The 20,129-nt window shown below is 41.4% G+C and carries 21 protein-coding genes and 2 pseudogenes; 16 read left to right on the top strand and 7 right to left on the bottom strand.

The genetic code is table 11. From position 1 onward, the window contains the following. Window positions 1-2: 2 nt before the first annotated feature. From BUB85_RS05880 to BUB85_RS05865, 4 genes are all read left to right on the top strand, one after another. A complete protein-coding gene (locus tag BUB85_RS05880) occupies window positions 3-773 on the top strand; it encodes a hypothetical protein (RefSeq protein WP_073106808.1) in 771 nt (256 codons plus the stop codon). Window positions 774-886: 113 nt separating this feature from the next. Then, window positions 887-1,825: a cation diffusion facilitator family transporter gene (locus BUB85_RS05875; RefSeq protein ID WP_073106805.1), complete on the top strand. Its 939-nt coding sequence runs from the start codon at window positions 887-889 to the stop codon at window positions 1,823-1,825. A gap of 41 nt (window positions 1,826-1,866) precedes the next feature. Then, complete coding sequence (locus tag BUB85_RS05870; RefSeq protein WP_073106878.1) at window positions 1,867-2,742, top strand: sigma-70 family RNA polymerase sigma factor; 876 nt, start codon at window positions 1,867-1,869, stop codon at window positions 2,740-2,742. Between the two features lie 23 nt (window positions 2,743-2,765). Next, entirely contained in the window at window positions 2,766-3,467 is a 702-nt protein-coding gene (locus BUB85_RS05865; RefSeq protein ID WP_073106802.1) for an MgtC/SapB family protein, read from the top strand. 204 nt (window positions 3,468-3,671) lie between these two features. On the opposite strand, the gene BUB85_RS05860 is transcribed toward BUB85_RS05865, so the two are convergent. Both BUB85_RS05860 and BUB85_RS05855 read right to left on the bottom strand, forming a co-directional pair. Further along, window positions 3,672-4,643: an ABC transporter permease gene (locus BUB85_RS05860; RefSeq protein ID WP_073106799.1), complete on the bottom strand. Its 972-nt coding sequence runs from the start codon at window positions 4,641-4,643 to the stop codon at window positions 3,672-3,674. A 19-nt stretch (window positions 4,644-4,662) separates the two neighbouring features. Then, window positions 4,663-5,583, bottom strand: a pseudogene (locus BUB85_RS05855) (sugar ABC transporter ATP-binding protein); the annotation flags it as partial. A gap of 601 nt (window positions 5,584-6,184) precedes the next feature. Between BUB85_RS05855 and BUB85_RS05850 the strand changes: the two are divergent. The 10 genes from BUB85_RS05850 to BUB85_RS05800 all read left to right on the top strand — a co-directional run bounded on the left by BUB85_RS05850 (window position 6,185) and on the right by BUB85_RS05800 (window position 12,879). After that, complete coding sequence (locus BUB85_RS05850) at window positions 6,185-7,189, top strand: hypothetical protein (protein ID WP_073106797.1); 1,005 nt, start codon at window positions 6,185-6,187, stop codon at window positions 7,187-7,189. 220 nt (window positions 7,190-7,409) lie between these two features. Continuing rightward, window positions 7,410-7,616 (top strand): hypothetical protein, encoded by a 207-nt coding sequence (locus tag BUB85_RS05845; RefSeq protein ID WP_073106794.1) that lies wholly within the window; start codon window positions 7,410-7,412, stop codon window positions 7,614-7,616. Window positions 7,617-7,634: 18 nt separating this feature from the next. Continuing rightward, window positions 7,635-7,991 (top strand): DUF5681 domain-containing protein, encoded by a 357-nt coding sequence (locus BUB85_RS05840; protein WP_073106791.1) that lies wholly within the window; start codon window positions 7,635-7,637, stop codon window positions 7,989-7,991. A gap of 4 nt (window positions 7,992-7,995) precedes the next feature. Next, a complete protein-coding gene (locus tag BUB85_RS05835) occupies window positions 7,996-8,679 on the top strand; it encodes a hypothetical protein (protein WP_073106789.1) in 684 nt (227 codons plus the stop codon). A gap of 258 nt (window positions 8,680-8,937) precedes the next feature. Further along, window positions 8,938-9,177, top strand: a complete 240-nt coding sequence (locus BUB85_RS05830; protein WP_073106786.1) for a helix-turn-helix domain-containing protein — start codon at window positions 8,938-8,940, stop codon at window positions 9,175-9,177. Between the two features lie 182 nt (window positions 9,178-9,359). After that, complete coding sequence (locus tag BUB85_RS05825; protein ID WP_073106783.1) at window positions 9,360-9,548, top strand: hypothetical protein; 189 nt, start codon at window positions 9,360-9,362, stop codon at window positions 9,546-9,548. Continuing rightward, entirely contained in the window at window positions 9,545-10,186 is a 642-nt protein-coding gene (locus tag BUB85_RS05820; RefSeq protein WP_073106780.1) for a recombinase family protein, read from the top strand. The genes BUB85_RS05825 and BUB85_RS05820 overlap by 4 nt, the downstream gene beginning before the upstream one ends. Window positions 10,187-10,188: 2 nt before the next feature. Further along, complete coding sequence (locus tag BUB85_RS05815) at window positions 10,189-11,490, top strand: tyrosine-type recombinase/integrase (protein ID WP_073106778.1); 1,302 nt, start codon at window positions 10,189-10,191, stop codon at window positions 11,488-11,490. 396 nt (window positions 11,491-11,886) lie between these two features. After that, complete coding sequence (locus tag BUB85_RS05805) at window positions 11,887-12,540, top strand: hypothetical protein (protein WP_073106772.1); 654 nt, start codon at window positions 11,887-11,889, stop codon at window positions 12,538-12,540. 15 nt (window positions 12,541-12,555) lie between these two features. After that, the gene (locus tag BUB85_RS05800; protein WP_073106769.1) at window positions 12,556-12,879 is read left to right on the top strand and encodes a hypothetical protein; all 324 of its coding nucleotides are present in this window, start codon (window positions 12,556-12,558) and stop codon (window positions 12,877-12,879) included. A 187-nt stretch (window positions 12,880-13,066) separates the two neighbouring features. On the opposite strand, the pseudogene BUB85_RS05795 reads toward BUB85_RS05800, so the two are convergent. Continuing rightward, window positions 13,067-13,657 (bottom strand): annotated as a pseudogene (locus tag BUB85_RS05795) (ATP-binding cassette domain-containing protein); the annotation flags it as partial. 335 nt (window positions 13,658-13,992) lie between these two features. Here BUB85_RS05795 and BUB85_RS05790 point away from each other — a divergent pair. Further along, window positions 13,993-15,258, top strand: coding sequence for an AGE family epimerase/isomerase (locus BUB85_RS05790; protein WP_073106766.1), 1,266 nt, complete (start codon window positions 13,993-13,995; stop codon window positions 15,256-15,258). Window positions 15,259-15,401: 143 nt separating this feature from the next. On the opposite strand, the gene BUB85_RS05785 is transcribed toward BUB85_RS05790, so the two are convergent. Next, the gene (locus tag BUB85_RS05785) at window positions 15,402-16,334 is read right to left on the bottom strand and encodes an Rpn family recombination-promoting nuclease/putative transposase (RefSeq protein ID WP_073106762.1); all 933 of its coding nucleotides are present in this window, start codon (window positions 16,332-16,334) and stop codon (window positions 15,402-15,404) included. 371 nt (window positions 16,335-16,705) lie between these two features. On the opposite strand from BUB85_RS05785, the gene trhA reads away from it, so the two are divergent. Beyond that, window positions 16,706-17,359: a PAQR family membrane homeostasis protein TrhA gene (gene trhA / locus BUB85_RS05780; RefSeq protein ID WP_073106757.1), complete on the top strand. Its 654-nt coding sequence runs from the start codon at window positions 16,706-16,708 to the stop codon at window positions 17,357-17,359. 214 nt (window positions 17,360-17,573) lie between these two features. On the opposite strand, the gene BUB85_RS05775 is transcribed toward trhA, so the two are convergent. The 3 genes from BUB85_RS05775 to hydF are packed head-to-tail and all read right to left on the bottom strand — an operon-like array spanning window position 17,574 to window position 20,119. Next, on the bottom strand, window positions 17,574-18,209 hold the full coding sequence (locus tag BUB85_RS05775; RefSeq protein WP_073106750.1) for a Maf family protein: 636 nt from the start codon (window positions 18,207-18,209) through the stop codon (window positions 17,574-17,576). 3 nt (window positions 18,210-18,212) lie between these two features. After that, on the bottom strand, window positions 18,213-18,899 hold the full coding sequence (locus BUB85_RS05770) for a YjjG family noncanonical pyrimidine nucleotidase (protein ID WP_073106747.1): 687 nt from the start codon (window positions 18,897-18,899) through the stop codon (window positions 18,213-18,215). Between the two features lie 26 nt (window positions 18,900-18,925). Further along, window positions 18,926-20,119 (bottom strand): [FeFe] hydrogenase H-cluster maturation GTPase HydF, encoded by a 1,194-nt coding sequence (hydF, locus tag BUB85_RS05765; protein WP_073106743.1) that lies wholly within the window; start codon window positions 20,117-20,119, stop codon window positions 18,926-18,928. Between the last annotated feature and the right edge of the window lie 10 nt (window positions 20,120-20,129).

The following is a 20,129-nucleotide window of genomic DNA, read 5'->3' as shown; positions in this document are numbered from 1 at the left end:
TTATGGAACTTTTGGGACAAGAGGTCATTCATAAAAAATTTGGAGATGGTGTTATTACAGACATCGCAGAGGATAAAGTTAAGATCAGATTTGGGAAAGATGTGAAATTATTTTTATTTCCAGATGTATTTAGAAAATATGTAGTGGTAAAAAATAGATCAATTCAGAGTAGGCTGGAAGCATTGAATGAGTCTTTGTTGAAAGCAGAACGGCGGGAAGAAGAAAAGTTTTATTTGCAGCAAGAGTACAAGAATCGCCTTTATTCAATGAAAATTCGTCAGCGTTCACAAGCAGTATTTGACCTTTCGAGGGAAGAGAGAGCAAATATGGAAAAGGTAGAAGCTCTTGATACAGGTTGTTATCTTAGTGGACTGCGGAAGGGAAAACCAAGAATCCCTTCTGCGTTACAGCCGAATTCAGGGATTTTACTGACAGAATGTGAAGGTGCAGAAAGAAATCGAAAAATCATAGGTGTTGCAATGGCAGACGAGACTTTCTGGGGCAACGAATGTATTGATGGGCTTATAAGACTACATAAAAAATATATTTTGATCTTACCGGCAGACAGTAGATTACAGTTTTGGGATGTTTGTAACCAAGAAGCCATTCCTGACACATGGGGAAAGGTTGCATTTAAGTATTTGTCAAATGATATTATGCAGAGGATTTTGCAGAAAATACAGAAGAATACAATTGGGACAGAAGCAGAAATTAAGGCAAATGAATTTTACCATTATTTTTGTGAATTGAACCGTCTGACGCAATCTGTATGACATAAAATGTTCAATATGTATTGGAAAAGAAGAACTTTTGCCATGATTTTTCATCTGAAAAGTTCTTCTTTTTGTTTCATATAAAATTTATGAGGAAAAGGGTAGTATTTACTATGCGGATAAGTAAAAAAAGTCCTAAAAAAGAAAAACGGATTATGACATTCTCTCTTTATGCAAACTTATTTTTTGTTATCGTAGAGCTTTTCATGGCTGTATATACCAGTTCACAGACGGTTCTTTTAGATGCTGTTTATGATGGAATTGAATTTTTTATGCTTCTTCCTTCCATTTTTTTGATCCCATTGCTTTATCGTTCCAGCAATGAGAAATATCCGTTCGGCTATATGCAGATGGAAACGGTTTTTATTGTTGTGAAGGGTGTGACTATGATTGCAGCTACGGTGGGATTGATTGCAAACAGCATTAACATCCTTATTCATGGGGGAAGACAAATCTCTTTTGATACCGTAGCCGGATTTGAATTGTTTGCATGCATTCTTGGTGTGATTGTAACCATATATCTCAGGCGTAAGAACAAAGGCCTAAATTCTCCTATCGTAAAGGCAGAAATGCAAGGATGGAAAATCGACAGTATGATTTCCATCGGAATGACCGCTGCGTTTTTCCTACCGGTATTTGTGGAAGCCTTATGGGTTCAGAGAGTAAGTCCATATTTAGATGCTTTGTTCACTATGATTCTGTCTGTTGTTATGCTTCCGGTTCCAATTAAAACAGTCAGTAGTGCAATTCGTGATCTTTTGCTGATTTCACCGGAAGAAGAAATTGTTTTGGATATTAAATCTATTGTAGAACCGATTATTTTTGAAAGCAAGTGTTCTGATCTGCATTATAACATTGTCAGAACAGGAAGAAAATTGTGGATCAGTGCATATATTACTCTGGATAAAGATGAACTTTCTGTTAGAAAAATGCAACTGTTACAGGCAAGATGCATTGCTACATTGGCACAGCAGTATGCTGATTTTTACTTTGAATTACTTCCAGAAATAGAATATGACAAAGAAGAAGTGAAGCAGTTTATGGATACTTGATGCTGGTAAGCAATAGAAAGTATCGGAAGGAGGAGCGTGTATTGACACAGGAAAAAATGTTAGAAAATACAGGAGAAGTTTGTAATATGGAAATGGATTCTGTTCAATGGTATCTGAAGCAGGCAGGTTCTAATCCATTACTGACAAAATCAGAAGAAATGAAACTTGCATATTTGATCAAGAAAGGTAATCATGATGCCAGACAGAAAATGATTTCTTCCAATTTGAGACTGGTTATCAATCAGGCAAAAAAATACGCAGCATATACTCATTCGCTGACGCTATTAGACTTGATCCAGGAAGGAAACTTAGGCCTGATCAAAGCAGTTGAGAAATATGATCCTGATTTGGGATTTCGTTTTTCTACATATGCAACATGGTGGATTCGTCAGGCGATTACACGGGCGATTTCAGATTTAGATAAAACAATTCGTTTACCGGTGCATTTTTGTGAAGATATTCAAAAACTGAAAAAAGCAACGCATAAAATTATACAGCAGAATGATGTGGTAACATCTGAAAATCTGGCGGATGTCACAGGGTTTACAGAGGAAAAAGTAGAAAAAATTCTGTTGAATATGACCTCTACAGTATCTCTTGAAACTCCGGTGGGAGAGGAAGATGCTACATTAGGCGATTTCATTGAGGATACATTTACGCCGTCTACGGAAGAATTGGCTATGGAGAATGCAATGCAGCGGGAAATTAACCGTCAAATGGAATGTCTGAAGCCACGGGAACAGAAGATTTTAGTTTTACGCTTTGGATTAAACGGACAGGATCCTCATACATTGGAGGAAGTTGGAAAAAGAATGGGAGTTACAAGAGAAAGAATCCGACAAATCGAGGCAAAAGCATTGAGGAAGCTGAGACATCCAAACAGAAGCAGATATTTGAGAGAGTTTATTGTGGAATAGAAGGATGAGGAGGGCATAAAATAATGGAAATTTTATTTCAGGAAATTGCAGCACCAGAGAAATTAACAACAGCAGCTATCATTTTTCGTATTTTTATTTCACTTTGTATTGGCGGGATTCTCGGAACTGAAAGAGGGATAAAAAATAGACCGGCTGGATTTATGACTTATGTTCTTGTTTCCGTGGGTGCAACCGTATTTATGCTGACAAATCAGTACGTATCTATGGTGATGCCGGGAACAGATCCAACCAGATTTGGGGCACAGGTGATCAGTGGTATCGGTTTTTTGGGAGCAGGTACGATTATTGTAACAAGACAAAATGAAATCAGGGGTCTTACGACAGCTGCAGGATTATGGGTTGCAGCAGCTCTGGGGCTGGCTGTGGGTTTTGGATTCTATACCGGTGCATTGATTGGAATCCTGTTTACTGTATTTGCCCTTGTTTTACTGAAAAAAATAGATGTCTATATCAAACAGCACGCCAGAAGTATGGAGATTTATATAGAACATACTACGGAATTTTCATTGCGTAATCTGGTGGAACATATGGAGAAGTTGGGCTTTGATATGTATGAAATGCAGAGGGGTAAAATAAAAACATTAGATCAGGATTTAGGGATTCTTATCTTTTCGCTGGATTTGGTGAAAAAAGTAAATCATCAAGAGGTTTTGAGCAATTTATATGAAATGGAGGGAATTGAATATGTGAAGGAAATTGCTTAGAAAAGATAAGATTTGTCGGATGAGAACATATCGGCAATACCTCGCTAATCGAATCTAAAAGACGAATGATATTGCAAGAAAAAAAGAGGGAGACACACATTGAGTTATCTCCCTTTTTGATGATTTAGAGGTGTGGTGAGGAGTAATGAGAAGCCCTGCGTTTGTAACGTGTTTGCAACACCACATTCCAAGAACCCAGTAAAATCAAGCATTCCAAGTTACCAAAACGATAATTCCAATTACAATTCTCTGGATACCTACCTGGGCACCTATCATGTTTAATCCATTTTCCAGAGTCTGCCATACTGCTGAACCTGCCAATGTACCAAGTAAGATTCCGGTACCGCCAAGTGGTGATACACCTCCGATAACGCCTGCTGCTACACCATACATTTCGTACATATTTCCAGCTTCCATGTTACCCATACCGGCCTGTGCGCAAAGAATAAATCCGACAACGCAGGCACAGAAAGCGCTTACCAGATATGCTTTTGTCGTGGTTGCAACGACATCAACACCGGACAGCTTGGCCGCATCCACATTAGAACCGATTGCGTAGATATGTCTTCCTGATCTCGTTTTTGATAATAAGAAAAAGAAAATCACAAATAAGACAATGGAGATCAGAAATGTATTATAAATTCCCAACGTAGTTCCGTAGTAAAAGAAATCCTGAAATGCATCTGCTGCTTTTTTTCCGATTCCTGTTGCAATTGCATCTGTGTTACGATTTCCATTTACCATGTAGGCAACTCCTCTTGCCACGAACATGGTTCCAAGTGTTGCAATAAATGGCGGGAGCTTAAACTTTCCTACCAGGAATCCGTTTAAGACACCGACCACCACACAGCAGAGCAGTGTGATAAGCATTGCGACAAACGGATTCACTCCATGCGTCATCAGTGTCGCTGCAATCATGGCACTCATTCCTGCCACAGAACCAATAGATAAATCGATATTTCCGGTGATCAGTACAAAGCTCTGCGCGATTCCTATTAACAGGTATTTTGACATCGAGCGAAGCAGGTTCATAACATTTTCTCCCGCAAAAACGGTATGATTAATCATTCCAAATACACAATAGATAATAATCAATCCCACAAAAGCGGTCAGCGCACCGCCCATTCCGCGGATTGCCAGGATTTGTTTTATTGGATTTTTTTTCTTGCTGTTCATTTCCTCTTTCCTCCAGACCTTATTGTTTTTTCTCAAAATTTGTTGCCAATGTCAATATTTCATTTTGTGTTGTCTCATTCGCCATCACTTCTCCGGTGATTTTCCCATCGCACATAACAATGACACGATCCGCAATCCCCATCACTTCCGGCATTTCCGATGAAACAAACATGACTGCAATTCCTTTTTGCTTTAAGGCATTCATAAGATTGTAGATTTCCACCTTCGCCCCCACGTCAATTCCTCTGGTCGGTTCATCAAAGATGACGACTCTGGAATTTCTTGCAAGCCATTTTCCGACTACGACCTTCTGTTGGTTTCCTCCAGAAAGATTTCCCGCATCTACGTTCACATTCGGTGTTTTTATTTTCAGCTCTTCAATTTCCTTGTCACAGAGTTGTCTTTCTTTTTCGCTGCTGATGATGTTGAGCTTATTGCAGACAAGATCAAGATTGGGTAATATCAGGTTATCCCTCACGCTCAGCTTTGTGCATAAGCCGTCTTTTTTTCGATCTTCCGGTGCAAGCACAACGCCTGCCTTGATTGCGTCCATCGGGCAGTGGATCTTGACCTGCTGTCCGTCCAGATAGATTTCTCCGCTTGTCTTCGGGTCCACGCCAAATATCGCCCTTGTTGTTTCGGTTCTTCCGGCTCCCATTAATCCGGCAAATCCTACAATCTCACCTTCAAAAACAGAGAAATTAATATTCCGTACCATTTTTCCGGCATTGAGATTTTTTACTTCAAATATCTTTTTCCCCTTTTTACATTCTACTCTCGGAAACTGCTCGTTGATTTCTCTTCCTACCATATAAGAAATAATCTCATCCATTGTCACTTCATCGTAATTCATTGCGGTTATGTACTGACCATCCCGCATGATGGTAACCCGGTCCACAATGTGCTGAAGTTCTTCCAGCCTGTGTGATATATTGGTGATTAACCTCATCTGTTCATCAAGCGTAATACTGCAACTATACCCAATGGTGCTAAAACAATGATTGTAGGTTAATATATTCCTTACTGGTTAATGACTATAAAGTATTATAAATAAAGCATTTCAAGCACTTTTCTTTCGTATTAAGGAACCTTGAAATGAATAAATGAGATTCAGTTCATTTGACCGATTATGGGGTATATTTTTCTCATCAAAATAAAGACCTTAATACTATCCTTATACTATTTTTTTAGGGGTATCGCAGGAAGAATCCAGATGACCCACGATTGATTTTTAAGGATAGGGGTATAGGAATATAGGAAACCAAATTCAAAACCCTCTGGGATTATTCTGGTTAATCTGTGGGTTATCCTATCAATAGGTAATCGGAAAGAATGGGGAAAGACAGGAAAAAATATTTCATAAAAGTATGTACAAAGCCGAAATAACTTGATATAATATTATATAGGTTGACAGAGGTCAACAAAGTTGTGTGGAATCACACCAATAATTTAGAACAGCTCAGAGAAGCAAATTTACCTAGACGGGTGAATAGGCTTCTCTTTTTTGTTGCCTAAAAATACTCAAATGGAAGGTGGAATCAATGGCAAAGCAAAAAACAAAACTCTATAAAAGCAAGGCTAAACAGGGTGTTGATGAATGTATATTTGAACTGGCCCTTACTGGTGGAAATATGAAGGATTTATCAGAGCAGCCGTTAATCAATGCACAAGGTAAAGCATATGGAAGTGTTCAAGCCTATCAAGGTAAGGCTACCATATCCCTGAATCTTCCTAAATTCATTCGTGGGAACAACCTTAATCCGTTTGGTTTGAGCGAAAGCATTTACCTTGAGATTATCAGAAATGACTGTGATGTTCAGCTAAAAAGGTTTTTTGGTGTAAACATGAATACTGAAATCAAAAAGATTGAAGTCAATATTACCCAAAGAGTGAGTGGCAACGCTACACCATCCGATGTGCTGAATTTTTTAAGCCATGCTACCCTTTCCCATGAGTTCGATAATGTAAAGTATGTGGGGAAAGACAAACAGGATATGGATAGTTGTAAAGAAGAATGCCACACAATCATTACCAAACACCCGAAATACTGGATTGGGAAGTTTTACAACAAAACAGAAGAAATGATTAAAAAGCGGTTGGAACTCAATAAGCCTGTGGATGATATTCCGCTTGATTTGCTTAGAATTGAATTTATTCTGATTGACAGGACACTTAAAAAATTGTTTGGGAGCAAAACAACCCTTGCGGATATTCTCACAAAGAAAAATCTGCTTGAGGTATTGCGTGAATATAAACGCATTTTCTGTGATGAACTGATTACAGGAATGATTATACCGTATCTCAATGCCTGTAATTTGAAATTGCTGGAATCCTTAACACTAATGGATAGTCCTATACTGACCGTAGCAAAGCATAGGGAGTTAATCCCTGATGTGCGGGTATTGCACAGGGCATTAGGCAAGTACCAAAAGTTACGAGGTAAAACAGACAATTCAGCGAGGGATTCCAAAAGGTACGCAGAACAATATGATTTGCCTGTTGACGTGATAATGACGATAAAGGACTTTAAACGGTCATGCGGTTAAAATTGTACTCCCAATTCAATCATTCCATGAATAAAAACGAGCATAAAGCCACCCTGCTAAGAAAGCCTTAAACTGCTCGTATTTATGAGGCTACGGTGTGTAAAAGCCTTTTAGAGAGGTCGGGACGAATAAATGCTTATTGTCGGACTTGTCCATAAAGGGGACAGAGAGAAAGAAAGATAACAATGCAAAAACAACAGTATCAAAGGGGGGATTACAAATGCCAGTATCAATTATTCAGCGTAATGTGAAGCTAAAATGCAAGCCGACAAATAGTTTACAAGCCTATCAATGCTTGATACAGGCTATTGAAGAAGAAATAAGCGAACTGCAAATTATGCTTTCCGAATTGTCCAATTCAGAGGTAAAACAGCAATTTATTAGAGAGTGGAGTCCACACACCACAAGTGTTGCGGTTCGTGATTAGCAAAGGAGCGTGTTATATATGCCATTTGTAAAGGGGGCGAGTGGAAATCCCAAAGGACGAAAGAAACAGACGCCAGAAGAAAAAGAAGAACGGGAACGCTTCAAAGCGTTGCTAAAATCTTCTACGGTATCTGCTCTTGAAGCTATAATTGCTATTTCACAAGACAGATACAACAAAGACCGCTTTAATGCGTGTCGCTATCTAATCGACAAAGCATACGGAGCAAATACTGCCTTATTGTTAGACGGTGCTGAAGATACCTCCCCTATTGTGATTGAGGTAAAAGCGTGCCGAAAGAAGCAAGACGAGGATTGGGAAGATGAATGGAAAGCCAATCCCGACAACGACGATTTAGAATTTTTTGAGGAGGAATGAAAAAATGAAGAATGTAACAACCGTTGCCAATAATGGGCTAACCATTGTTGAGAATTACAACAAACTCTTTGAGCAGATCAGACAGGCCAAGACTTCCGACGATATTGGTATCCTTATTGAAAGAATTAAGGATTTTACTTTGGTGTATAAAAAAGCTGATAATGCTATGGTCAATAAAATTTATGAGCAGTTCCAAACCCAACTGAAATCATTGATTGAGGAAAACTCTTTTGTGTATGAACGTATGTTGAGCAAGGTAAATGAAGCTCGTGGTTGTGCATACGATTTCGCAGGCGAAGCAGACGATTCACAGGCGGTACAGAACCGAACATGGCAGCTTATGGCTCAGTTGCCCAAAATCAGAACAACCGCCAATGCAAACGCCATTACTGCGATTATTTCGCACACCATCAATTCGGGGGTTATCGGCAGTAAAGCGGTTTTAGAGTTGCTGAAACTTCCTGCCTTTGCCGATATGGTTTCAGAAAAGTACAGGCAGAGAGCATTTGAGGGAAGCAAAACTCCTGCACAGCTATCCTTTGAGCGATTGAAAAAGGACAGCTTGAAAGAAGCGGAACACGCACTATCTTCTGTGTATATGCAAGGCTTCCACCTTAGAAACATGGAAAAACAGGTCAATGCGTTTATGCAACCCTCTAATTGGGGTGTAGCCGATAATAGCAAGTAAAGGATATATGCCAGAAGAAACCAGAGTCATCCAGATTGAATTTGAAGTCATTAGGTAATGGGATTTATAGGATATAGGACAAAGACCCTCCAGAGTCAACCTGTGGCTCCAGAGGATAGTATATAAATTGAGAATAAATTAAAATAGGTCGCTATGATTAGCCCATTTTCCGAGGTCGGAGCAAAATAAACTTGGGCAATCAGTACATCAGTTCAGTCGAATATGTATTGGTCCCTCTACGAAAAGGGAGCAATCATAATGAAAAACGTAAATACTGTAACTAAAATTGAAAATACCGAATCCATGAGCAATGTGGTGGAGTTGAAAATCCCTCGCATGGTCCCTATTCAAACTCTTGCAGATGAATGTGGATTCTCATATAAAACCATATGGAAATTGTGTAAAGAAAACAAAATCGTGTATATAAAGGCCGGTAACAAGTATCTTATCAATTTTGATAAATTTGTTGAGTTTCTCAATACCGGAGTGCAGGAATAAGCGTAGTATCAGAATTTATACTTTCTGAACCTATGCAAACGATACTTCATGGGAGTGTCAAAAAGCCTAAGAAAAAACTTTTGATAATTCTCAAAAAGAGTGTGTACGTTTTGATACCAGCCTGATAGGATAGATACATCAACAAACGTTTGTTAGATAATCCTTAGAATCGGGGTGTATCTATGAGTTTAGAGGAAAAATGGAAGAATGACAGGCTGATATTTGTACGCATCACAAATGCCGACATGGTGTGCAAAGACTGTACCTATCGCTTTGATTGTGAAATTATGTGTTTGCTGTATGAAATCAAGCCAGATGAGGTATTAGGCGGCGGTCAATGTGATTTTTACGAAAAGGGGGAATCCCTATGAAATATGTAGCTTATCACAGGACAAGCACGAAAGACCAACATCTGGATAGAGGAATAGCAGAAATCAATAAGTTTTGTGCTGACAATGGTATTTGTTTATATAAAAACAAGGTTTATACCGACCAACAGACAGGAAAGAATTTTGACAGGCCACGCTATTCCATGCTGAAAGATGAGATTTTGGAAAGCGGAGATGTTCTTATCATCACAGAGCTTGACCGATTGGGACGGAATAAAGAAGCCACGCTGAAAGAACTGCGGTTTTTCCATGATAACGGTATTCGTGTTATGGTGTTGGAATTGCCTACAACCTTGCTTGACCTATCCACTATGGAAAATACAATGGCTCGCATGATGTTAGAAACTATCAACAACATGATGATTGAGTTATATGCAAGCATGGCACAGGCTGAAATTGAGAAAAAAGAAAAAAGACAACGGGAAGGCATTGAAGCAAAAAAGGCTCGTGGCGAATGGGACGATTACGGCAGGCCAAGAGTTATGAGCCTTGAGGAATTTTCTGCTCACTACCGCTTAGTACAGCAGGGCGAGAAACGACCGTTTGAGCTTATGCAGGAATTGGGAATGTCCAAGCCGACCTTTTACCGTTACAAAAAACAAATTGAGAAAGGGTGTTGAATATGGCATCTATAAATAGAGTTATGCACAAAAGCGGTAGAATTGTATATCGTATTGTTATTTGCATGGGATACGATAAACAGGGCAATAAACTGGTGAAGAATCTTACATACTCAGTAAATCAGTCCGCTACCCCCAAACAACAAGAAAAAGAAGCGTTAAAGTATGCTATGGATATGGAAGATAAAATCAAGTATGGCTACGATTTTAACGCTGAAAAAATGTCATTTGAGGATTTTGCCTACAAGTGGCTTGAAAATGCAAAAGACAATATTGCCTATGGCACTTATGTTGGATATGAGCAGTTGCTTAAAAGTAAAATCATTCCCTATTTCAAGTCTTACAAGGTGGCCCACATAAAAACTCCTGTGATTGAAGCCTTTTATAAAACATTAGTTGACGAGTATTCCACTGGAACGATTAACCGCTATGCCAATGTGTTGAGTTGCATTTTCAAAACTGCTATGCGGTGGAATATGATTGAGCATAATCCCTGCCGAGAAGCTAAGAAGCCAAAGAAAAAGCAAGAAGAAACAGGGCTTAAATATTTTACCCCGAAGCAAGCATTGATGTTTCTAAAGTCGCTAAATCTATCGTATGAGGTGTTGCACAAAGGACACCAACGGACATATGATGCAGGAAAAACCTATTTTGTAAACGACTTCACCAAAACGCTGACAGTCCCCACGCAATACAAGGTGTTCTATTCCCTATCGCTTTTGTGCGGATTCAGAAAAGGTGAAACGCTTGCATTAAGTTGGAACGATATTGATTTGGAGAAAAAGGAAATATCAATTTCAAAGTCGATAGGCCGAACAGAAACAGGATTTGACACGAAAGACCCCAAGACCTCTACTTCTGTTAGGACGGTGCCATTCCCCGACGATATATTACCGTTGCTACGAGAATACAAGAAAGAATACGCATTGTTGCGGTTCAAACTCGGTACAGCATGGCAAGGCGATAACAGCCTATTTATACAAGTTGATGGGAAACGCATGGGCAACAGTACACCGTATCAATATTTCATTACTCATTTAAACCGCTATAACCAATGGGTAAAAGAACATTCAGAGAAAGCAAAAGCAGAGGGACTTGAGGAACTACCAATAATACCACTTCATGGATTAAGACATTCCTGTGCCACCCTGCTAAATTATCTGGAAATGAATATCATTGACATTTCAAAGATTTTAGGTCATGCGAATTGCTCTACCACCATGAATATCTACGCACACAGCTTTGAGGAACAAAAGCGAGTGGCAAGCAACAAGCTCAATGAGTTTTTGCGGCTGAATGCTTAAAATGAATAGAGAGCCAGAGGACAAAAATCCAAAGGCTCTCTTTTAATTGTTAAGCATATTTTACTCCTCGTCTTTTATTATCATATTGTCGAGGGCATACCGTAAAGCCATGCTAATCAATTCATTTCGGGAGCGATTGGTTTTCGCAGATAGTTCATTGTATTCTTCCTGCAAGGTCCTATCTATGCGGATTGTCATAGTGACGGTCTTATCTTCTTTTGGTGTTACTACAAATTTGTCATCCATAATGTCTCAAAAACCTCCATACATTTTGAGTACATTATAAATTGAATCCCCAACCTAAAACCATAACACATATAGAAGTGAAAATACAATGTACTTTTGTGTTACTGCGTGTTATAATATCCCTAACGACAAATTTGGAGGTATTATGCTATGCAAAAAGAGAAAACGAGGTTTTATAAGGCAAAATGGTTCTTGTGGATATTCTTAATACTATTTCCACCCGTCGGGATAATCTTGCTTTGGGTTTGCCATAAAGAAATGAAAACGAAAAGCAGGATTATTTTATCGGTGGTATTTGCAATATGGTTTGCTATTCTCATGGCTGCGACAAATGGTGATTCACCCGCTACACCAACAGCAGGCACCAATCCACCTAGTACAACATCAACCGTTGACACTGTGGAAAATAGCCAGACGGAACCCAAAAGCAATGAATCGGTGCAGACACCAAATGAAATGCCAAGAGAAATAAGTGTGCAAGATGCCGAAGATGCTTGTAACAGTTTCTTTAGTGAGATAGTAATGAATTCCTATGGCGAGATTCCTTGGGGTGAAGGCACAGAAAATGGAATTATCATCAAATCAGATTATAGTGTGGAATCTCAAAGCGGAACCGTAGCAATTTCGTATACACTTATGGACACCCCACATGAGGGAACGGACATAGCTATTACTTTTGCTTTAGAAAGTGAAAGAGTTTCGGTATCAGAAATTTTAGTGGACGGAGTTAAGCAGGAGATTCCAGACGAAGCAAAGGACAGTGTTTTGATTTGGTTACTTCTTGATGTGAATTACAAAGGATAGGAAAGAGGGGTTATTATGTTTGGTAAAAATACAGAAACCAAGATTGCAGAGAAACAAGCAAAACAGGAAACCAAAGATAAGGCTGCAATGGAAAGGTTCGGCTTAAACTTTGATAACTATACATCTGAGGATATAAAACAAAGAAACATTGCTTCATCCAAAGAAATTGCAACAAGTTTGGCGGGTTCAAAACTTTATTCCTTTGGTAGTCTTTTGAGTGGAAATTCAAATGAAACATTCGCCCTCGAATTGGCAAGGGCACAGGTCGAACAGAATTTTATCCTTATGAGGCAAAACGAGGAAATTCTAAGATTGCTAAAACAGATTGCAGAGAAATAGGCATTAAGCCTTGGCTGATAAAACGGTCAAGGCTTTTTCTATTCGGTGCCATGTTATACTATGGTAATACTAAACTTACGGCGAGTTGTACGGAGTTAGGGGGCAATGGGGTAATCATAAGTTCCGAAAAGGTAATCAGAATAACACTTGTACGGAACTATACCAAGATAGGGAAAGTGCTATATAATATATATACAATTCCTCTTCCGTCTGCTTTGAGCTTCTTGATAATACGAAACAGCTCGTCGATCTCTTTGGCTGTCAAAGCCGACGTTGGCTCGTCCATAATCAGAATCTTCGCATCAATTGATAATGCCTTTGCGATTTCTACCATCTGCTGCTTTGATACCGGAAGTTCTCCAACTGTCTGCTTCGGATCAATATCAATCTTGAGGTCATCCAGTATTTTTTTTGCTTCCTCTTCCATCTCTGAGTTTTTCAATATTCCTTTTCCGCAAAGTTCTCTTCCCAGGAACATGTTCTCAGCAACTGATAAATGCTTGCACATATTCAGTTCCTGGTGAATAATCGCTACTCCTGCTGCCTGCGCCTGTTTCGGCGACAGATCATCATATTCTTTTCCGAATATCTTCATCGTACCGCTGTCTCTTGTATACACCCCGCTCAGAATTTTCATGAGTGTTGACTTCCCTGCGCCGTTCTCTCCAAGCAGTGCCATCACTTCACCCGAATGCAATTCAAAGTTTACATTATCCAGCGCTTTGACTCCTGGGAAGCTTTTACAAATATTTTCCATGGAGACAATCACATTTTTCATTCCCTCATCCTCACCTTTCTACTTTTTGCATAATTTCATATGTGTATCCGTCACAATTCATGTAATAATTTCTTTATATGTATTATTATAGCAAATATTGTTTGTGCAAAAAGGGTGGTATATTTCATTTTATTGGTGGTATTTTATATGACTTGCACAAATCCTATCGTTTTGTGATTGCATTTATGCTTTTTTTCATGTATTATGTCAATGAATCTGGTAGCGCGATCTGTCTGACCACACAAATATGTCATTGACAGTGTTGCAGACATTTTCATTATTAGAACATGATTGTTAGACGCCAGTCTGATGTTCAAAAAAACAGGAGGTAGAAGATGAAACCAAAATACCAACTTGACACCGAAGAAAACAAACTTTTTATGAAAGAGACTCGTGATGACCTGCTAAACTTCGGACACAAATTCCCGTCTCCGGACGGTTCTTCTTATTATCTTGGGGATGACGGAACCCCTTGGACGGACCGCAGTCGTGAGACCTGGATTACCTGTCGTATGACCCATGTATACAGTATCGGAACTCTGCTGGGGCATGATGGAAGTGAATCATTGGCAGATCTTGGACTGAAGGGAGTCACTGCTAAACTTCACGACAAGGAACATGACGGATGGTATGCCGGGATAACTGCTCATGATAAGATTCTTCCCAATAAGCAGTGTTATGCACATGCCTTTGTGATTCTGGCTGCAACCTCAGCGCTTCTCGCAGGCAGGCCTGGAGCAAGGGAGCTTTTGGAAAATGCACTCGCCGTATATGATAAGTTCTTTTGGAATGAAGAAGAAGGACTCGCCTGTGATACCTGGAATACTGAATTTTCCGTTCTGGACGATTACCGCGGACTGAACGCCAACATGCATACGGTGGAAGCATTCCTGGCCGTGGCCGATGCCGCAGGAATGGATATGTACCGGATTCGGGCGGGACGGATTATTGATCACGTCATCGCGTGGGCCTCTGAAAATGACTGGCGGATTCCGGAGCATTTCACCAAACAGTGGCATGCTGATCTGGAATGCAACAAAGACCATCCGGATGATCCGTTCAAACCTTACGGCGCCACTCCAGGGCATGGGATCGAATGGGCAAGGCTCATCACGCAATGGGCACTTTCTACTTATAAATACAACGCTGCCGCTAAAGAGGATTCTTCTAATGCCGGCTCTACTGCTGACAAATACATCGCAGCTGCCGAAAATCTGTATTGCCGTGCCATCGCAGATGCCTGGAATGTTGACGGTGCACCTGGAATTGTCTATACCACAGACTGGGAGGGAAACCCGGTGGTTCACGACAGAATGCACTGGACTCTGGCTGAGGCGATCAACACCTCCGCGGTGCTCGCTCACGTGACCGGAAAAGCAAGGTATGCCGAAGACTACGCACAGTTCCTGCAATATCTGGATGAAATCGTTCTGGACCATGTAAATGGTTCCTGGTTTCATCAACTCGATCAGAATAACCATGTAATGGGAACCGTCTGGCCTGGGAAATCCGATATATATCATGCACTGCAGGCCACATTGATTCCTTATAGTGATCCGTCTGTTTCTATTGCAAAAGCGGTGGCTGCTACTTCCAGATAACATCCCGTACGCTTTGAGAACAGTGTATTCTATTTAACCCCAAAAAGGAGCGAGATGCAATGACTACATGATGGTCACTGTATCTCGCTCCCTGCTTTTCCCATACTTCTCGTAAAAATGCTTTTAATCTTTCCTTTTATTCATTATGACAAAACAGATTCTACATCCGGCTGTTTATTCGATTCATTATTACATTTTCTCCAGATTTCCTTCGCATCACTTGTTGGATTCTCCTTGATAATCCTGCAGACCAGCCCAACAAATTTTTCCGATTCTTCCAGATGTTCCGCAATCGTCTTCTCATCCAGATTCTTTGTCACTTTTGCCATAATTAATTTAATTACTCTTATACTTTCGCCCTCCTCACGTCCTTCTTCACGTCCTTCTTCACGCTCATAAACCTTTTCTTCCCATGCCTGCATATATTTCACCCCTGCTTCTTCACTGGATTTAACCTTTTTTACACACTCATGGATTTTCTTAATTAACTCACTGTTGGATTCTTCTGCTGTTTCATCGTCTGTGTTCTCAACATATTTCAGAAAATGTATCAGCTCCTCACTGACCTGATCCGCATTCTTTCCTTTCGTGTTCAGAAAAATGCGAGTTGCCCCGTCTGCAAGGTGCAGTTCTGGCACTTCTTTGCATTTCGCTTGAAACGTATACTGATATTTTCCATATCCGAAGAGATCAAACGGTGTAATCATGATGATATATGAATCGTTCAAAAGATTATAACTAATGGAACCGGGTGGAAGCAGACTGGAATCAATCAGTGACTGATAAAAGCGGGAACGTTTTTGCAGATCTGATTTCCTGCTCTTTTGCATTTCTGTATTATAGACATTTTCCTCAGCATCCATAGCGAACACATCCAGCCGGACTGATTTTAAATACGGCAGTGTCTGTAATTGTTTTTCCACCTCATTTTCCGGCAATAACTTCACTGCATTCCTCATAATAATCGATAGGACAGCCTGATGTGCCTCCGGGTCTTCCATCGTCTCATCAAATAAAAAACGATCCGTTAATTTTAAATCCTTAAGTAGTGCAATCGGTTTGTTCTGTTCTTCCATTCTATCTCCTTTTCTGTAGTAATCGGTCCGAACCAGAAAAAGAATTAAAAAGAAGAACTTTCTATCTCCAGTATATCAGACCTGTTGTCATTATGAAACTGTTACTTTATCCTTTGAGATTTTTGGCAGAATCGCCATAAATTTCAGAATTTCTTTTACAACTGAGAATGTTGTAAATTTTTGTATCATATCATGGTTTATTGGATAATGCAAGCCTCAACAAATGTTTATCTGTTTTATTATGAATCTTATTATGAATCTTTTTTTCAAAATTCCTTGCATTCTTCTCTCCATAGTTGTAATATGAGCATATGCAATAAGTAGTTTTGAAAACTACATGTCGATTTTTAGTAGTATTGGAGGAATATATTATGAACAGACATTTAAAAGACCCCGGAAGTGCAATCACTCATTTCATCGGAATGCTGATGGCAATCTTCGCAGCAGTTCCGTTGCTGATCAAAGCCGCACATGAACCCGGCAGCATCTATATCATCTCGCTGACTATCTACGCAATCAGCCTGATTCTATTATATGCGGCCAGCACCACATACCACTCCTTTGATCTTTCGGAAAAGATGAATACCCTCCTCAAGAAGCTGGATCATATGATGATCTTCGTTTTGATTGCCGGAAGCTACACGCCCATCTGCCTGCTTGTCCTTGGCGGACGCACCGGACATATCCTTCTGGCGCTCGTGTGGGGCATCGCAATTATCGGTATTCTGTTTAAGGCATTCTGGGTATTTTGCCCGAAGTGGGTGTCCTCTGTGCTTTACATCGGAATGGGCTGGATCTGCGTCCTCGCATTTACCAAGATCTTGAACGCCCTGTCCCCGGCCGCTTTCGGCTGGCTGCTGGCAGGCGGAATCATCTACACAGTAGGCGGCGTTATTTATGCGCTGAAGCTACCGATTTTCAATACGAAGCATAAAAACTTTGGAAGCCATGAGATCTTTCATCTGTTCGTAATGGGTGGGAGCATGTGTCATTTCGTCTTGATGTATACATTTTTACTGCCGTAATTTTATGAACTGTAACTCAAAGCCCCCGTTTCACGCGTATTATCGCCTGAAGCGGGGGCTTTTCTCTTGCCTTTATTCCTTACTGTTTTTTTGTTCACCGGTGCAAAGCGGACCGAATCTCTGCACATCCTCGCGGAGCGTATATCAGATGGGGGATTGACTCCCACCACTAATACTAAATTGTTACTCACCACCTATAGAGGTGGGAGTCATCTCACATCTGATATTTGCTGCCCTCTTCTTTCCTGAGACACATCTGCCACAGCCTGCCGATGGGAAGGCCGACTACATTATTATAGTCCCCATCTATCTTCTCAATATGTTTCGCGAAAATCCCCTGGATTCCGTAAGCTCCCGCTTTATCCAGTGGATCTCCGGTCCGGATATAGTCCCGGATTTCCTTCTGTGTCATGGGAAACAGGGTCACGTCTGTTTTTTCGCTGAAGTTTATTATCCTGGCGTCCTGCGGTTTCCTGTCTTTCTGGAAAATAGTGATGGCACAGACTCCGGTGTAAACCTGATGTGTACGCCCCTGCAGCGTCATCAGCATCCCCTCGGCTTCTCTCTCATCCGCCGGTTTCCCGAGAATGGTATCGGCCGTTGCCACCACGGTGTCGGCACCCAGAATCATAGTCTCCCTGTTCAGTTCTTTTTCGCCGATATAGTACCGGTTCAGTATTCCTGCCGCCACTTCCTGTGCCTTTTGCAGGGCTAAATCCTGCACCACCCTGTCCGGTTTCGTGCTTCTGATGATCTCTTCCCCCTGTGCCGGGATGATCTCAAATGTCAGGCCCAGCTGTTCCAGCAATTCTTTTCTCCGCGGAGATGCGGATGCCAGTATCAGTTCCATGTTTTATATCTCCTTTAGCAACGCCGGAATCTGTTCCAGCTTCTGTACTTCATAATCAATATGTATGCCATCTATCCGTTCATCTTCCCGGGGATTGAACCAGCATGTTCTGATTCCCGCATTGTTTCCGCCTCTCATATCGGATGTGAGGCTGTCCCCGATGATGATGGTCTTCTCCTTCGAGAAGTCTGGAATCCGCGCAAAACAGTAATCGAAAAATTCTTTTCTTGGCTTATTATAGCCAATCTTCTGAGAGATAAATATTTCCCGAAACAGTGGGGCAATTCCGGAGCTTTTGATCCGCCCTTCCTGCACAGAAGCCGTACCGTTGGACACAATGTACAGAGCATACTGGTCTGTCAGCCCCTGCAGCAGTTCCGGTGCTCCCGGTATGAAGTAGTGACCGATTCCCAGCTGATGCTCGTATATCTTCTGCGCCTGTGTGCTCTGACAGTCAGCGCCCAGCGTCGCGAACAGTTCATCAAATCTGCCCAGAAGTACCTGTGCGCGGGTGATTCTGCCCTCCTCCAGCATCTCCCAGTGCTTTTTGTTGATGGCGCTGTACAACGCAATATTCTCCTGGCTTGCTTCCACTCCCAGCTGGGTCAGTGTCTTGCTCAATGCGATTGCTTCTGCTTTATGAAAATCAAATAGCGTCTCATCTAAATCAAATAAAATTGTAGTAATCAAAAAGAAATCCTCCGTATTCTCTCCGCTTATATCTCTGCAAATACTTCCACGCTCCGCTCCAGAATCCCTTTCATGTGCGCGATTGCAATACCGTAGTTGGTCATCGGAATATTTTGGTCTTCAGCGCATTTGAGGCGGTATTTCATCTCCCGCTCGTTCAGAGTGCAGCCTCCGCAGTGCAGGATCAGTTTATAAGGCGACAGGTCTGTCGGAAACTCTGTTCCGCTGGAAAATTCAAAATAGAGCTTTTTCCCGCTGTGCTGCTTGATCCATCCGGGGAGTTTCACGGTCCCGATGTCCTCGCACTGACGGTGGTGGGTACAGCCCTCCGAGATCAAAACCGTATCCCCGTCCTGAAGCTTGTCGAGTGCCCGCGCGCCCTGAATCACGGCCGCCAGATTTCCTTTATAGCGGGCAAACAGAATGGAGAAAGACGTCAGAAGCACATCCTCCGGCACATCTTTTGCCACCTGCTCGAAGGCCTGACTGTCTGTGATCACCAGCTTCGGCTTCTTTCCGAGAGAGGCTAACATCTGCTTCAACTCCGTCTCCCTCACCACAACGGATACTGCTCCCGCCTCCAGTACGTCTCTTATGGTCTGCTGCTGCGGCAGTATCAGGCGCCCCTTCGGTGCGGCAGAGTCAATCGGAACCACCAGCACGACCAGGTCGTTCGGCTCCAGAAGATCTCCCACGATTTTCATCGTCAAGTCTTCCGTCTTCACCTGCGCGGCAATCAGTTCCTTCAGCTCATTGATGTTTTTTTTATGTGTTGTGCTGACCCAGATCGTGTTGTCCCGGATTTTGGAGTCCACTTCCTCTTTTGCCAGATCTGACTTGTTCATGACGATCACATAGGGAATCTGCTTTGCCTTGATCCGGTCTAAAATGGCGTCATCCTCTTTCGTCATTCCAACAGTTCCATCCACCACAAGAACTGCAATGTCTGTTTTGTTCAGAATCTGATATGCTTTTTGGACGCGCAGTTCACCTAACTTGCCCTCGTCATCCAGTCCCGGCGTGTCGATCACCACCACCGGGCCCAGCGGGAGAAGCTCCATAGCTTTGAGCACCGGGTCTGTCGTCGTTCCTTTGATGTCCGATACAATCGCGAGCCTCTGGCCCGTGATGGCATTGATGATGCTTGATTTTCCTGCATTCCGTTTCCCAAAGATTCCGATGTGGACGCGGTCTGCACTTGGAGTGTTATTTAAACTCATACGTATTCCT

The sequence above is a fragment of the Hespellia stercorisuis DSM 15480 genome (assembly GCF_900142165.1).
GTDB lineage: Bacteria > Bacillota > Clostridia > Lachnospirales > Lachnospiraceae > Hespellia > Hespellia stercorisuis.
Note: the sequence above shows the minus strand (reverse complement) of the source record. Positions and strands in the feature narration are given on the sequence as shown.

Excerpts from the sequence above, each read along its gene's own strand:
- BUB85_RS05880 (WP_073106808.1), top strand. The coding sequence starts at position 3 with ATGGAACTTTTGGGACAAGAGGTCATTCATAAAAAATTTGGAGATGGT.
- BUB85_RS05875 (WP_073106805.1), top strand. The coding sequence starts at position 887 with ATGCGGATAAGTAAAAAAAGTCCTAAAAAAGAAAAACGGATTATGACA.
- BUB85_RS05865 (WP_073106802.1), top strand. The coding sequence starts at position 2,766 with ATGGAAATTTTATTTCAGGAAATTGCAGCACCAGAGAAATTAACAACA.
- BUB85_RS05860 (WP_073106799.1), bottom strand. The coding sequence starts at position 4,643 with ATGAACAGCAAGAAAAAAAATCCAATAAAACAAATCCTGGCAATCCGC.
- BUB85_RS05850 (WP_073106797.1), top strand. The coding sequence starts at position 6,185 with ATGGCAAAGCAAAAAACAAAACTCTATAAAAGCAAGGCTAAACAGGGT.
- BUB85_RS05845 (WP_073106794.1), top strand. The coding sequence starts at position 7,410 with ATGCCAGTATCAATTATTCAGCGTAATGTGAAGCTAAAATGCAAGCCG.
- BUB85_RS05840 (WP_073106791.1), top strand. The coding sequence starts at position 7,635 with ATGCCATTTGTAAAGGGGGCGAGTGGAAATCCCAAAGGACGAAAGAAA.
- BUB85_RS05835 (WP_073106789.1), top strand. The coding sequence starts at position 7,996 with ATGAAGAATGTAACAACCGTTGCCAATAATGGGCTAACCATTGTTGAG.
- BUB85_RS05830 (WP_073106786.1), top strand. The coding sequence starts at position 8,938 with ATGAAAAACGTAAATACTGTAACTAAAATTGAAAATACCGAATCCATG.
- BUB85_RS05825 (WP_073106783.1), top strand. The coding sequence starts at position 9,360 with ATGAGTTTAGAGGAAAAATGGAAGAATGACAGGCTGATATTTGTACGC.
- BUB85_RS05820 (WP_073106780.1), top strand. The coding sequence starts at position 9,545 with ATGAAATATGTAGCTTATCACAGGACAAGCACGAAAGACCAACATCTG.
- BUB85_RS05815 (WP_073106778.1), top strand. The coding sequence starts at position 10,189 with ATGGCATCTATAAATAGAGTTATGCACAAAAGCGGTAGAATTGTATAT.
- BUB85_RS05805 (WP_073106772.1), top strand. The coding sequence starts at position 11,887 with ATGCAAAAAGAGAAAACGAGGTTTTATAAGGCAAAATGGTTCTTGTGG.
- BUB85_RS05800 (WP_073106769.1), top strand. The coding sequence starts at position 12,556 with ATGTTTGGTAAAAATACAGAAACCAAGATTGCAGAGAAACAAGCAAAA.
- BUB85_RS05790 (WP_073106766.1), top strand. The coding sequence starts at position 13,993 with ATGAAACCAAAATACCAACTTGACACCGAAGAAAACAAACTTTTTATG.
- BUB85_RS05785 (WP_073106762.1), bottom strand. The coding sequence starts at position 16,334 with ATGGAAGAACAGAACAAACCGATTGCACTACTTAAGGATTTAAAATTA.
- trhA (WP_073106757.1), top strand. The coding sequence starts at position 16,706 with ATGAACAGACATTTAAAAGACCCCGGAAGTGCAATCACTCATTTCATC.
- BUB85_RS05775 (WP_073106750.1), bottom strand. The coding sequence starts at position 18,209 with ATGGAACTGATACTGGCATCCGCATCTCCGCGGAGAAAAGAATTGCTG.
- hydF (WP_073106743.1), bottom strand. The coding sequence starts at position 20,119 with ATGAGTTTAAATAACACTCCAAGTGCAGACCGCGTCCACATCGGAATC.